The following is a 13,671-nucleotide window of genomic DNA, read 5'->3' as shown; positions in this document are numbered from 1 at the left end:
TTGATGCTTACAATTGATAAATATGCATACCGCAATGATCTGGCTTCTTGGCGGCCGGAATGGAAAGCGCTGCTGTGGTTAGTTGGAATGGTCATTGCGTTTCAACCCATTATTTGGCTAAAACTGATCGTTCTTCCAATCGTCATGTGGGTCACGGTTCACGTCGTCCACATTACGGTTCACCAATACGTGAAGTGGTTTTATGCCTTATTACCATTCATCGCACTGAGCATTATTGGAATTGTGGTTACGGTGACACCCAATCACCATGAAGTTTACTGGGGGATTCCCATGTTTGGCAATTACCTCGGCATTGCAAAGACCATGGTGCCCGTTGCTGGGCGGTTAAGTGCCCGAATTTTGACGGCCATTGTGTGCACCTACTGGCTGGCACTGACAACGCCGTTTCAACAGTTGATTGTCTTGTTCCAGCGGTTACATTTCCCCATTTTATTGATTGAGGAAACGCTGTTGATGTATCGCTTTATTTTTATTTTTATTGAGTCCTTCGAACAGATCTATCAAGCGCAGGAGTTACGGTTTGGTTATGCAAACATGCGCTTGTCCATTCACTCAGCGGGGATTTTAGCCAAGATGTTGTTTGAACAGGTCATTATTAACTACCAAAAGATGACGTATGCGTTGGACGCAAAGTTGTTTGCTGGGGACTTTGGTGTGTGGGAGAACGACGTATGATTGAATTGAAAAATGTTGATTTTGCTTATGAAGATCATCCGGTCCTTCACGATGTTAGTGTGACACTTGGTCGCCCTGGTCAAAACGTGATTGGCTTGCTGGGCCGAAACGGTTCTGGAAAGTCGACCCTGTTTTTGAACCTCGTGGGGATTTTGAAGCCGACGGGGGGCACGATTACGGTCGATGGTGACGCATTGCAACATGACAAGAAGTCCTTGAATGCACTTCGCCAAAAGGTCGGGATCGTGTTTCAGGATTCTGAACAGCAGCTGTTTTACAGCATCGTGAAGGATGATGTGGCGTTTGCACTGCATAACCTGGGGTTACCGCAGGATGAAATTAATCAACGGGTTCGGCAAGTGCTGAAGCAACTGGGGATTTATGATCTGAAGGATCGGCCAGTTCAGTACCTGAGTGGTGGCCAGAAGAAGCGGGTCGCAATTGCCGGGATCCTGGTGTTGCGCTCTGAGTGGCTGTTATTAGATGAACCGACAGCCGGTCTTGATCCAGATGGAAAGCAACGGATGATGAGTCTCATTCAATCGTTAGCCGCTCAGGGTCAAAAAATTCTCATTTCGAGTCATGACATGGACTTTATGTATGAAGTCGGTGATTACTTTTACTTATTGGAGCAGGGGACAATCCTTGGCGAAGGTGATAAAAAAACGGTGTTTGCGGATGAAAAACGCTTAGAAGCGTGTTCACTAGAACAACCGTGGTTGATCAAACTTCACCAACGGTTGGGGTTGCCACTGTACAACAATGAAGCCGCACTTTTTGCTGACACTGATTTGACACAGCAACTGACGAAACTGCAGGAGGAATAATCGTGGCACAAGCAATTATGTTTCAGGGCACGGCGTCTGATGCCGGAAAGAGTTGGGTCGCAGCTGGCCTATGTCGTTTGCTGTCTCAACGGGGTCAACGGGTAGCCCCGTTTAAGTCCCAAAACATGGCGTTAAATTCATTTATCACCGCAACAGGAGCCGAAATGGGGCGGGCGCAGGTCTTTCAGGCTGAAGCCGCTGGCCGCCAGCCGGATGTGCGGATGAACCCAATTTTGCTCAAGCCCTCCACGGATCAGGATGCACAGGTGATCATCATGGGCCGGGTCTATGGCGACATGGGCGCGCGGGCCTACCAGGAATTCAAACCACAGTTGCGGCATAAGGTGCGAGACATTTACAACTCACTGGCTGCTGAAAACGATGTGATGGTTTTGGAAGGGGCAGGAAGCCCGGCCGAAATCAACCTGAACGAACATGATTTGGTCAACATGGGAATGGCGAAAGTCGCCCATGCGCCGGTGATTCTGGTCGCTGATATTGATAAAGGCGGCGTGTTTGCCGCCATTTACGGGACAATCAAATTGTTGCCAAAAGAAGATCAACACCGAATCAAGGGCATCATCATCAACAAGTTTCGTGGAGATAAATCACTCCTTGAATCAGGGAATAAAATGATTGAAGAACTCACCGGGGTCCCCGTTTTGGGCGTTTTGCCGATGAGTGATGTGGATCTAGACGAAGAGGACAGCGTGGGTCTGAGCGAAAAATCGCAAGTGTACGATGAGCAAAAAGACCTGGATGTTGCGGTGCTTTGCCTTGATAAAATTTCCAACTTCACGGATTTTCACAGTTTGGCACTGCAACCCGACGTTTCGCTGCGGTATGTGACCAAGGCGGCAACACTCGGGACGCCCGATTTGTTGATCATTCCGGGGAGTAAAAACACCAACGAAGACTTGCGGGCACTGCGCCGCGATGACTTTGAACCGGCAATTAATGCTGCTCATGAAGCGGGAACCACCATTGCTGGCATTTGTGGGGGCTACCAGATTTTGGGAAAAATGTTACGTGACCCTGATCACGTGGAGTCTGCCATTAGTGAGCAAGCCGGATTGGGCCTGTTAGATACCGAAACAGTCTTCCAAGGGGAGAAAACAACCACCCAGGCGGTTGCCCAAAGTGGTGAGCAGCAGGTAACGGGCTACGAAATTCACATGGGGACCACGACCCTTGGCACAACGGTGACGCCGTTATTAACGATTGTTCAGAATAATGGTCAAGCGGTGAACCGGTTGGATGGTGCTCAAACAGCGGATGGCGCCGTTTGGGGCACCTACCTGCACGGCATTTTTGATAACACCAAGTGGACGCGCCAGCAGTTAGATCAATTGCGGGTGCAAAAGGGGCTGCTACCACTGGAGGCAACGCCATTTTCACTTAGTCAGTACAAAGATGAACAGTACGACAAACTGGCACAATTGTTTAAGGACAACGTGGATCTAGCTGCGATCGAGCAAATTCTTGCCGATTCTACGGTTGAAGCAGAGGCTGACCATGATTGATGGTTATCCAATTGTGCTGAACTTGGCGCAGCGCCCCGTCTTGGTGGTTGGTGGCGGTCGCATCGCGGCTCGTAAAATCAACCAGTTGGTTCAGGCCCACGCGTTGGTGACGGTGGTCAGTCCCACACTGGCGGAAATAATTGATGTCGCGCAGGTAACGTGGTGGGACCGCCCATACCAACCAGCGGACTTGACCGGGTTTCAACTCATTTTTGCGGCCACAAATGACGGCGCGTTGAATCAAGCCATTGTTGACGCCGCAGCGCCTGATCAGTGGGTCAATAACGTCAGTGATCACGACACGTCCGATTTTTTCAACGTAGCACAGATCAAAACCCCAGAATACTTGGTGACTGTTTCCACGTTGGGGCATTCACCACGAGCCGCCAAACAACTCAAGCAACGGTTAGCAAAATGGTTACGAACAGAGGGATGAGTAAATGTACATCATGTACGCGAGTTTAAACTACCGTGACTTAACGGTGCAGGAACGTGGTCAGTTCACGTTTTCGCCGGCCCAACTGGGACAGGCAGATCGTGAACTGAAAGCAGAAAAAAGCATTTTTGAAGACGTGATTTTATCGACGTGTAACCGCACAGAAATTTATGCGGTCGTCGACCAACTACATACCGGGCGGTACTACCTCAAACGGTTTTTGGCAAACTGGTTTAACGTCGAAATTAGCGCCATTGAGGATGTGGTAAACATTGGTAGTGAGACGGAGGCCATCAGTCACCTCATGCGGGTGGCGTCTGGATTGGACTCCATGATTGCCGGTGAGCCACAAATTCTCGGGCAGCTAAAGGCAGCGTTTGCGGTGGCTCAAGATGTGCACACGACCGGACTGATTTTTAATGAATTATTCAAGGAAGCAACCACGTTTGCGAAGCGAATGCACACGGAGTACCGCGTCAGTGAACTGTCACAATCCAGTAGCCAGGCGGGACTGCATGAAATCAAACGTCATTTTGGAACGTTGACTGGCAAGAAACTGCTGGTTGTTGGGGCCGGAATGATTGGTCAACAGGTGGCCCGAAACGCCAGCACCATGGGCTTTGCCACCGTTAATGTGGTGAACCGGACGGATGAAACGGCTCACCAAGTAGCGGCGTCACTAAGCGAGACCGTGGTGGCGAAACCATGGGCCCACAGAATCCAGCTCCTTCAGGAAGCGGATGCAGTGGTGATGGCGGCGAGCGTCACGGAGCCACTCGTCACGGCTACGATGGTGACGGCAGCGCCGGTTTCAACCACGGGGATCGTCGTTGACCTAGGGGTGCCTCAAAACGTGGCACCAGAGGCAGTTCCTGTGTTAAACCGCTATGCCAACGTGGATGATTTGGCAACCATCCTGACCGGAAACGAGCAGTTGAAGCAGCAGTGGTTAGCGGCCATGGAAATGCAGGTGCCCAGTGCCGTGAACGCGTTTGCGGACTGGCAGCGGGCATTACCGGTGGTCCCAATCATTCGTGATCTTCGGGAATCATCACTGGCCATTGAAAGTAACGCGTATGAAAGTTTGCTGCGGAAACTACCAGAACTGGATAAACATGAGCGTCAAGTCATTAGCAAACACATGAAGAGTATCGTGAACCAAATGATTAAGGAACCCATCGTGCACATCAAGGATGCCTCGTCGGCACCAAACGCGGCGGAACACCTCGACTTTTTCTGTGAGATTTTTGGGTTTGATCGCGCAGTTCAATTACGAAAGGAAATGACTCATGAAAAATGATTATGTGATTGGCACGCGTGGGAGTCGGCTAGCGTTGATCCAAACGACCATGGTGGCCGAAGCGTTACGTGCCGCATGGCCAACGTGTACGTTTACCATTAAGGAAATCACCACCCAGGGGGACATTGATCGAAAAACCAGTTTGGAAAAAATTGGTGGGAAGGGCATTTTCGTCAAGGAATTAGAGCGGCAATTACTGGCGGGCGACATTGACTTTGCGGTTCATAGTCTAAAGGATGTCATGCCACGGTTACCGGAAAACCTGATGATCAGTGCGATTCCGAAACGGGAGTCCCCCTATGATTGTTTAATTACGCGCACAAAGGTCAGCGGAATCGACGAGCTGCCAAGTGGCGCCCGGGTCGGCACCGGTAGTAGCCGGCGGATGGGCCAATTGCGACACTACCGCCCAGATCTTCAACCCGTTTCGATTCGCGGAAACGTGGAAACACGGGTCAACCTCGTTCGGACGGGGGAAGTGGACGCCATCGTGATTGCCGAAGCTGGGTTGAACCGGCTTGATCTTCACCCGACGGACTTATTTCGGGTGACCGTTGGTGACTTTATGTTGCCAGCCGTGGGTCAGGGCGCAATGGCGATCGAATGTCGGACAGATGACCCAGATGTTCAATCCCGATTAGCGGTCATTGATGACCCAGAGACACATGCGTGTGTGCACATTGAACGTGACTTTTTGCGAACGGTGGGTGGTGACTGTACCAATCCCATCGGTGGTTTTGCCGTTAAAACGGGCACGGATCAGTATCACTTTGACGGGCTCATCACGTCAATTGACGGGACGCAGGTCTTTACGGATCAGCGTGACGGCACACTTGATGATCACCTTGGTCAAAAAGCAGCAACAACATTAATTGAGGCAGGCGCTCTAGGCGCCATGGAGGAGAAAGACTAATGACAACATTTGATCGGCACCGTCGTTTACGGATGACACCAGCAATGCGTGATTTGGTTCGCGAAAATCACTTGGCAAAAACGGACTTAATCATGCCCGTCTTTGTGGAAGCGGGGTTAACAGGAAAAACAGAAATTTCCTCCATGCCCGGAATTTATCACTTTGGCTTAGACACAGTGTTGAGCGAAGTGGCCGAAATTGTCGCTGCCGGTGTGCAGGCAATCATCCTTTTCGGAATTCCAGATCATAAGGATGAAGTGGGCTCTGGCGCGTGGGAAGACGACGGAATCGTTCAGCAAGCGACCCGTTTAATTAAAGCAGCCTACCCAGACTTACTGGTGATTGCAGACACCTGTTTGTGTGAATATACGTCAACAGGGCACTGTGGTGTCGTACGTGGTGAAGAAGTGTTAAACGATGAATCACTGACGTACATTACAAAAACAGCCGTGAGCCAAGTGGCAGCGGGTGCCGACATCATCGCCCCATCAAACGCCATGGACGGGTACGTGGCTGCCATTCGGGCTGGCTTGGATGAAGCCGGCTACATCAACGTGCCGATCATGTCTTACGCAGTGAAGTACGCGTCTGCCTTTTACGGCCCGTTCCGTGAAGCTGCCGATAGTGCACCACAATTTGGTGACCGGAAGTCGTACCAAATGGACCCTGCTAACCGATTGGACGCCATGCGTGAAGTTATCAGTGACGAAAATGAAGGGGCTGACTTTGTGATGGTCAAGCCCACGATGGCGTTTTTGGATGTCATGCGTGAAGTTCGTGACCACACAAAATTACCATTAGTGGCCTACAATGTTTCAGGCGAATATGCCATGATTAAAGCAGCTGCAAAAAACGGGTGGATCGACGAAGACAAAATCGTGAACGAAACATTGGTCGGAATGAAACGGGCCGGTGCCGATTTGATCATCACGTACTTTGCTAAGACCGTTGCGGCTAAGCTTTAAAAGGGAGAAAACACATACTATGCCAGTTTATGATAAGTCCATTGCGGCGTTTAAAGCCGCCAGTAAGATCATGCCTGGCGGGGTCAACAGCCCCGTCCGGGCGTTTAATAAGGTGGGCGGTGACCCACTGTTCATCGACCACGCGAAGGGCGACAAGATTGTTGATATCGATGGCAATGAATACATCGACTACGTGTTGTCATGGGGCCCACTCGTGCTCGGCCACGCAGAAGATCACGTGGTGAAAGCGTTACAGGCTGCCGTTGAACGGGGTACAAGTTACGGAGCGCCCACGTTGCTCGAAACGCAGCTAGCTGAAATGGTGCAAAACCTAGTGCCTAGCATGGAAATGATGCGGATGGTCTCATCCGGGACGGAAGCCACGATGAGCGCCATTCGGTTAGCCAGAGGGTGGACTGGGCGCGATAAGATCGTGAAGTTTATCGGGAACTACCATGGTCACAGTGATTCACTGCTGGTTGATGCGGGTTCCGGGATGGCCACGTTTGGAATCAAGAAGTCACCTGGTGTGCCTGATCCACTGGCTTACGACACGTTGACGGTCCCTTATAATGACGTGGCAGCTGTCACTGACCTGTTTGATCGGCTTGGGGACGAAATCGCGTGTGTGATTGTGGAACCCGTTGCCGGTAACATGGGGGTGATCCCTGGGACACGGGCCTTTCTTGAAACGTTGCGGCAGGTGACCACTGACCACGGCTCACTGTTGATTTTTGATGAAGTGATGTCCGGTTTTCGGGCTGGATTGCACGGTGTTCAAGGCTTAACGGGCGTCACCCCAGACTTAACCACCTTAGGTAAGGTCGTTGGTGGGGGACTTCCCGTTGGGGTGTTTGGTGGTCGTAAGGACGTAATGTCTGACATTACGCCATCTGGCTCGGTGTACCACGCTGGGACATTATCTGGGAATCCACTGGCAATGACGGCTGGAATCGCGACGTTGTCACAACTGACGGAACAAAACTACGTTGACATGGGGGCCAAGGTCACGCGGTTACTGGCTGGTTTTGAAGCCAGCGCCAACCGGTTAAACGTGCCACTAGTGACCCATCACGTGGGCTCCATGTGGAGTTATTTCTTCAGTGAAGGGCCGATCAATAACTTTGATGATGTGCAAGAAAGCAATCAGGACTTCTTTGCAACGTTCTACAAACAATTGTTGGCTAACGGTGTGTACACCGCACCATCGCAGTTTGAAACAAACTTCCTGTCCGTGAAGCATACGGATGCGGACATTGATAAGACGATTGCCGCCTTTGATGCAGCACTAACGGCGACGGTTGCTGGTTCAACAAAATGACAACGCGCTATCGAGATTTAACGGTGTTACCGTTAACGGCCACAACAACGTTGGTTGTGGCATGTGATAGTAGCGCAGGAATCGGTGAAAAACAAGCAGACATGGTGACCATTGACGTGGCCATTATGGCTGCTTATTCGCTGAGGGTCCCGTTATTGGAACTCATGTGCTACGGCGCGACGCCGCTGATGGTTGTGGACACGATCGGTAACGAAATGAAGCCCACCGGGGCGCGGATGATTGCCGGGTTACGGCGGGAATTGGCGGCCGCAGGATTAGCGGACTTACCGATCAATGGCAGTACAGAAGATAACATGACCACCATTACAAGCTCCATTGGTGTGACCGTTATCGGGCAGGCAAAAACGCGGCCGGTCACCACTGATTCAACCGACCTGCTTGTGTACCAATTGGGCACACCGTACGTTGGTGAGGCGGTCAAAATACACCTTGCCGAGATTTTTACGTATGAGGACGTTCGCCACCTGCTAACCATGCCGATGGTGACTGATTTGTTGCCGGTGGGGTCGAAAGGCATTCAAAATGAACTGGGGCAAATGGCGACGACCCACCACGCGACGGTGGAATTAGTCGGGCAACACGAAGAGGCGCAATTAACGGCGTCTGCTGGGCCGGCGACGGTTTTACTGATTGCCATTGAGGCCACGGCACAGGAAAAGTTTGCGGCCGAAGTGGGCCAGCCGGTTCAGCTAATTGCCCGACTCAAACAGGGGGAGAACGCATGACAGAACTGATAATGGTAACTGGTGGCGCAAAGAGTGGTAAATCGGCGTATGCGGAAGACCAACTCACAGCGCTTCGGCGGGTCGGCTACGTGGCTACCGGGGTGTTGTTTCAAGATGACGCGGAAATGGCGCGCCGAATCAAACGTCATCAAGACCGGCGCTCCAAAACGTGGGCAACTTGTGAACAGTACCGTAACGTGGGGGCCTTGTTAACTGAAAATTCGTTTGACGGTTACTTAATTGACGACGCCACGATGCTGACGACAAACCTCTTTTTCGATGCCATAAAAGAGCGGGCCCAGGCCAGTCATGAAGCAGACTGGGACGTGGTGATCGAGGCACTGACAGCCACGGAACTGACGGCACTGACCACCATGATCTTGGCTGAATGGCACCAGGTCTTAAGTGGGGCAAGCGCTGTCAGCGGGCCAGTCATTATTGTCACAAATGAAGTGGGGTTGAGCTTAGTGCCAGCAACCAAACAGGCACGGGTTCTTCGAGACCTGTACGGTGAGGTCAATCAGCAGATTGCGGCGGCGGCCACCCACGTCACGATGGTGGTCAGTGGCCTGCCATTGCAGTTGAAGTGAGGAGATAAGCAATGATTCAGACGTTGATTTTATTTACGCAATTTTTCACCCGGATCCCCGTGAACGTTGCCATTGATGAACCCGTTAAAAAGTTTCGTCAGGGTGTTCAGTACATTACCCTGTTTGGTGTGTGCTTAGGACTTTTGGAGGGGGGCTTATTTTGGCTGTTAACACTGGTGTTTCCCAAGGCGTTTGCCTGGGCCCTCGTGGTGATGAGTGACGGTTTGATCACGGGTGGCTTTCACTTAGATGCGTTGGCCGATACGGCGGACGGGCTCTTTTCTGCCCGAACCGTTGAACGCATGAAGACCATCATGAAGGATAGTCGGTTGGGCACGATGGGGAGTTTAGCCCTGTTGTATTACTACATCATCTTAATTGGGGCTGGCTGGGTGTTGGCTCAGCATCAATCAATTATTCAATTGACCGGCATTATGATTGCCCTGCCAGTGGTTGCTAAGGCCGGATTATCGTTACTTTTTATTCACATGCACTATGCCGGTAATTCTGGTGGACTCGCTGAAATGTGGGAGGGCATCGCCGGGTGGCAAATTTTTGTCGCTGAGCTTGTGGCTGGGCTTGCTATTTTCGGGCTGACAGGTCTCTGGGGCCTGGTGAGTTATCTCGGTGTTATGCTTGTGAGCTGGGCGTACCATCACCACATTACAAAGCTATTTGGTGGGTTTACCGGTGACACGCTGGGCGCCTACGCTTGTCTAAGTCAAATCGTGTTTATCCTGATCGAAACGGGATTGGTGGTGAAGCTATGCGGTTGATTGTGGCGCGTCATGGGGAAACGCCGCTTAACGTTGCCCACTGTTTTTACGGGACGCTGGATGTTGGACTAACGGAGACTGGCTTCGCCCAGGCGAAAACGTTGGCACAAAAGTTGCGTCACGTGGGGCCGATGACGTTAATGAGTAGTGCCATGCGGCGAACGCTCACGACGGCAGCAGCGGTTCAAGCGCACACAGGCCAAGCAGTCATCATTGACCCGGCGTTCAATGAAAAATCATTTGGGTTGTGGGAGGGCCTAACCGCTGATGAGATCGAGGCGGCCTTTCCCACTGAATGGCAGGCCTGGCTGGATGCGCCGTTTGCGTACACGCCGCCAGCGGCAACCAGTTTTGCAACGTTTGAAACCCGTGTGAAACAACGGGTGGCTCAGTTGATCGAAGAAACACCTGCCACCACAACCGTGACGGTGATTGCGCATCAAGGGGTCCTGCGGGTGATCGACCACTGGCTGTTTCCGGAGCGTGATTTTTGGGCCAGTGACTTTCAGGCGGGGCATTACACGAGCTACGATCTAGCAGCGGGCCACGTCCAAACGGTGTTAAGAAATCAGTGAGGCGAGAGTAAATGGCACGGTTAGTGTTATATCCAAAGGAACGCTTTACAAAACGTGAACAGGAAGAACTGGCGGCGCAACAACCGACAGTCTATTTACCGTTACGCACGTTAACAGAAAAGCCGTTATCACCGGGTGATCAACAGATCATGCAAACTGCGGATGTCCTGGTCATTAGTAGTAACTTTGCGCTTACCGTTTTAATGGCTTGGTTGCCGAAAGTGGCGGCCAGAACCATCGTGGTGCTCAGTCAACAGCAGGCCGAGCAGCTGCAAACGCAGTACACGGGGACGGTTTGTGTGGCGCCCACGGAAAATCAGCAGGGTTTGGCGCAGCAGGTTGCGGCGTTACCCCAAGCGTTAACAGTGGTTTGGCTTGTTGGGACGCTGACGCATGTGGCGCACCAGCTACAAGCAAACGAACGGGTGGTTACGGCGTACCAAAATCGCTGGACGGCGTCAGACGAAGCCCAGGCACTGACGGCCATCGGAACAACACGGTATCAACAGGTGCTGGTGCCAAGCGCGTCGGCCTATCAACGGCTTCAAACACTCATGCGGCGCCGGCCCGCGCAGTTTTCTGATTGTGATTTTTATGCCCTGGGTCAGCAAACAGCAGCGGTGATCCAAGCGGATGGGCACCATGTCTGGGTGCCACCCGTTCGAAAAGCGGTGCTCCGGCAAGCGGTGCGGGCGCTGCTGCAACCAACGGATTAAGGATGGCAACATCTTGGCATTAGAGTTTGCTACATTAAGGGTGTGGAGGACGAATCAATGAAAACAATTGTGTGTCTTAATGGTGGAACCGCAACGCAGTCGTATAACAAGGCGTTGACCCGCTACATTGCGAACCGGTATGCCACCACGGTGACGTGGGTTGAGCCAGTTTTGACGGCGCTTCCGTTCATTGTGGCCAGTCAAACGACCGGCACCCCGGCAGCTGTGACGACGCTTGTTAAGCAGGTGAGCCAAGCGGATGCGGTGGTTATCGCCACGCCGGAATATAACAACGGGCCAACCGCTGCGCTGAAAAATGCATTGGATTGGTGTTCATATGCGCCATATCCGCTGCACGAAAAACCACTGTTGTTAATGGGCGCAGCCACGGGTACGTTAGGAACGGTTCGGGCGCAATTGATGGTTCGCACCATTTTACAATCGGCAGCGTTAGCCCCACGCCTGGTTGATACCCCAGAAATTTTAGTGGGACAGGCAGGGACAAAATTTGATTCTCAAGGGAACCTCATGGATCAAACAACTGTGGGTCTGATCGATCAGGGGATGCAACGGTTGTTTCAGCTTATGGAGCGGGGGAACGATTAATGGCAGATGCAAAACAAATTAAACGAATTATTCAAGAATACGTGCCAGGAAAGCAAATTACGCTAACGCACATCATCGCGAATCCAACCGAGGATGTGTACACCAAGCTTGGCATTGAAAACACGCACGATAGCATCGGAATTATGACGATCACACCAGCAGAATCGGTCATCATTGCGGCCGACATGGCGCTAAAGGCTGGCGGAGTGGGCATTGGCTTTATGGACCGGTTTAGTGGCACCGCCATTTTACACGGTGAGTTGACGGCCCTTACAGAAGCGTTTACCCATGCCAATGCAGGGATGGCGGATAAGATGCACTTTACGGTGAGTCGGGTGACACAAAATTAAATGAACGTAAACAAACCGGCTGATGTAACGAACATCAACCGGTTTGTTTGATTGGCGGTCATGTGAACTCGCAATGATACAATCTGGTGGTTATGGATAATAAAAAACAGTTCAGTTGCGATCTTTTCGAGTTCAGTCCGGGCTGAAGCGTTGTATCATGGGCGTTCTGGTGGTAATTTCAGAGTAATCTTAACGGGAAGAAGGCAGCGGCCAATGCTAAAGGATGATTGGCAGACAATGTGGACCTGCGCCCCAATTTCAGTGAGCGCACGTCGGCAAATGCAACAAAAACTGGATGAACTGGCAAAACCGATCCGGGGCCTCGGGCGGTTGGAAGACTTGGCGGTTCAACTGGCTGGAATTAAGCGCCAAGTCACTGTGACAACGGCGCACCGGGAACTGTTGGTGTTTGCGGCCGATCATGGGGTTGCCGCTGAACACGTGTCGGCCACGCCACAGGTGGTGACCGCATTACAGGCCGTCAACACGGTCAACGGCCAAACGACGGTGGCCACCATGTGCCAAGCGGCGCATTGCGCCGTGACGGTGGTGGACGTTGGAATCATGACGCCCATTAATGAGCCACAGGTCCTGAACCGAAAAATTCGCTTTGGAACCAGCGATTTACTGACCGGTCCAGCCATGACGAAGCCAGAAGCAATCCAGGCGATTACCATTGGTTATGAAACAGCGCAAACGGCGGTGGTGACCCATCATGCCGAGATCTTGGCCATCGGTGAGCTGGGGATTGGTAATACAACTGCGGCTGCGGCCATCATTGCGGCACTGCTTCATGCTGATCCAGCAGCAGTGGTCGGCCGCGGATCGAACATTTCGGACCAGCGCTTGCGCCACAAACAGCAGGTTGTGACGGCAAGTTTACAGCGGTCGTTTGATCATGAAGACGCCCGTGATGTGTTGGCCAACGTTGGTGGTTTTGAAATTGGCGCGATGACTGGCGCGCTCCTGTATGCGGCCCGTTTCGGGGTACCAATCGTTCTCGACGGCTTCATTTCATATGCCGCGTTATTGATTGCTGAACGACTAAAGCCGGGGGTAACCAATTACGTCATTCCGTCACACGAATCGCATGAACGTGGCTCACAGCTCGTCCTTGAAGCCTTACAGCTGAAGCCGTACTTTAACTTGGCGTTGTGTGTGGGCGAGGGGACCGGTGCGGTTATGTTATTATCGTGGCTGGATCTCCTACAAGCCGTTTTGACAAACATGAACACGGCCGCCGACGTTGGGTTTGATTTTACGAAATAATCACGGTGACAAAAAACGCGCCAAGTCGATTAGACTTGGCGCGTTTTTTGTCTGATGATGCC

At 51.9% G+C, this 13,671-nt stretch carries 16 protein-coding genes; all 16 read left to right on the top strand.

The window, feature by feature from the left end; translation table 11 throughout:
* Positions 1–3: 3 nt before the first annotated feature.
* The 16 genes from cbiQ (at position 4) to cobT (ending at position 13,609) form a co-directional block, all read left to right on the top strand.
* Positions 4–696, top strand: coding sequence for a cobalt ECF transporter T component CbiQ (gene cbiQ, locus ACRYI5_RS09040; protein WP_448225038.1), 693 nt, complete (start codon positions 4–6; stop codon positions 694–696).
* Positions 693–1,523 (top strand): energy-coupling factor ABC transporter ATP-binding protein, encoded by an 831-nt coding sequence (locus ACRYI5_RS09035; protein ID WP_448225037.1) that lies wholly within the window; start codon positions 693–695, stop codon positions 1,521–1,523. Before cbiQ ends, ACRYI5_RS09035 begins: the two co-directional genes overlap by 4 nt.
* A complete protein-coding gene (locus ACRYI5_RS09030) occupies positions 1,523–3,046 on the top strand; it encodes a cobyric acid synthase (protein WP_448225121.1) in 1,524 nt (507 codons plus the stop codon). The genes ACRYI5_RS09035 and ACRYI5_RS09030 overlap by 1 nt, the downstream gene beginning before the upstream one ends.
* Positions 3,039–3,482 carry a precorrin-2 dehydrogenase/sirohydrochlorin ferrochelatase family protein gene (locus tag ACRYI5_RS09025; RefSeq protein WP_448225036.1) on the top strand — a complete coding sequence of 148 codons (444 nt, stop codon included), beginning with the start codon at positions 3,039–3,041 and terminating at the stop codon, positions 3,480–3,482. The genes ACRYI5_RS09030 and ACRYI5_RS09025 overlap by 8 nt, the downstream gene beginning before the upstream one ends.
* A 4-nt stretch (positions 3,483–3,486) precedes the next feature.
* Positions 3,487–4,782 (top strand): glutamyl-tRNA reductase, encoded by a 1,296-nt coding sequence (gene hemA, locus ACRYI5_RS09020; protein ID WP_448225035.1) that lies wholly within the window; start codon positions 3,487–3,489, stop codon positions 4,780–4,782.
* Positions 4,772–5,695 carry a hydroxymethylbilane synthase gene (hemC, locus tag ACRYI5_RS09015; protein WP_448225034.1) on the top strand — a complete coding sequence of 308 codons (924 nt, stop codon included), beginning with the start codon at positions 4,772–4,774 and terminating at the stop codon, positions 5,693–5,695. The genes hemA and hemC overlap by 11 nt, the downstream gene beginning before the upstream one ends.
* Entirely contained in the window at positions 5,695–6,660 is a 966-nt protein-coding gene (gene hemB / locus ACRYI5_RS09010) for a porphobilinogen synthase (RefSeq protein ID WP_448225033.1), read from the top strand. The genes hemC and hemB overlap by 1 nt, the downstream gene beginning before the upstream one ends.
* Positions 6,661–6,679: 19 nt before the next feature.
* A complete protein-coding gene (gene hemL / locus ACRYI5_RS09005) occupies positions 6,680–7,981 on the top strand; it encodes a glutamate-1-semialdehyde 2,1-aminomutase (protein ID WP_448225032.1) in 1,302 nt (433 codons plus the stop codon).
* A complete protein-coding gene (locus ACRYI5_RS09000) occupies positions 7,978–8,727 on the top strand; it encodes a hypothetical protein (protein ID WP_448225031.1) in 750 nt (249 codons plus the stop codon). Before hemL ends, ACRYI5_RS09000 begins: the two co-directional genes overlap by 4 nt.
* Positions 8,724–9,317, top strand: coding sequence for a bifunctional adenosylcobinamide kinase/adenosylcobinamide-phosphate guanylyltransferase (locus ACRYI5_RS08995; protein WP_448225030.1), 594 nt, complete (start codon positions 8,724–8,726; stop codon positions 9,315–9,317). Before ACRYI5_RS09000 ends, ACRYI5_RS08995 begins: the two co-directional genes overlap by 4 nt.
* 11 nt (positions 9,318–9,328) lie before the next feature.
* The gene (cobS, locus tag ACRYI5_RS08990; protein WP_448225029.1) at positions 9,329–10,093 is read left to right on the top strand and encodes an adenosylcobinamide-GDP ribazoletransferase; all 765 of its coding nucleotides are present in this window, start codon (positions 9,329–9,331) and stop codon (positions 10,091–10,093) included.
* Positions 10,084–10,668 carry a histidine phosphatase family protein gene (locus tag ACRYI5_RS08985; protein ID WP_407878871.1) on the top strand — a complete coding sequence of 195 codons (585 nt, stop codon included), beginning with the start codon at positions 10,084–10,086 and terminating at the stop codon, positions 10,666–10,668. Before cobS ends, ACRYI5_RS08985 begins: the two co-directional genes overlap by 10 nt.
* 11 nt (positions 10,669–10,679) lie before the next feature.
* Positions 10,680–11,384: a hypothetical protein gene (locus tag ACRYI5_RS08980; protein WP_448225028.1), complete on the top strand. Its 705-nt coding sequence runs from the start codon at positions 10,680–10,682 to the stop codon at positions 11,382–11,384.
* A gap of 57 nt (positions 11,385–11,441) precedes the next feature.
* On the top strand, positions 11,442–11,990 hold the full coding sequence (locus ACRYI5_RS08975) for an NADPH-dependent FMN reductase (protein WP_448225027.1): 549 nt from the start codon (positions 11,442–11,444) through the stop codon (positions 11,988–11,990).
* A complete protein-coding gene (locus ACRYI5_RS08970; protein ID WP_448225026.1) occupies positions 11,990–12,340 on the top strand; it encodes a BMC domain-containing protein in 351 nt (116 codons plus the stop codon). Before ACRYI5_RS08975 ends, ACRYI5_RS08970 begins: the two co-directional genes overlap by 1 nt.
* A 213-nt stretch (positions 12,341–12,553) precedes the next feature.
* Positions 12,554–13,609 (top strand): nicotinate-nucleotide--dimethylbenzimidazole phosphoribosyltransferase, encoded by a 1,056-nt coding sequence (gene cobT / locus ACRYI5_RS08965; protein WP_448225025.1) that lies wholly within the window; start codon positions 12,554–12,556, stop codon positions 13,607–13,609.
* Positions 13,610–13,671: the final 62 nt, after the last annotated feature.

The organism is Furfurilactobacillus sp. WILCCON 0119 (assembly GCF_053471565.1).
The sequence above is the reverse complement of the archived record's forward strand: the minus strand, read 5'-3'. Positions and strand labels throughout refer to the sequence as shown.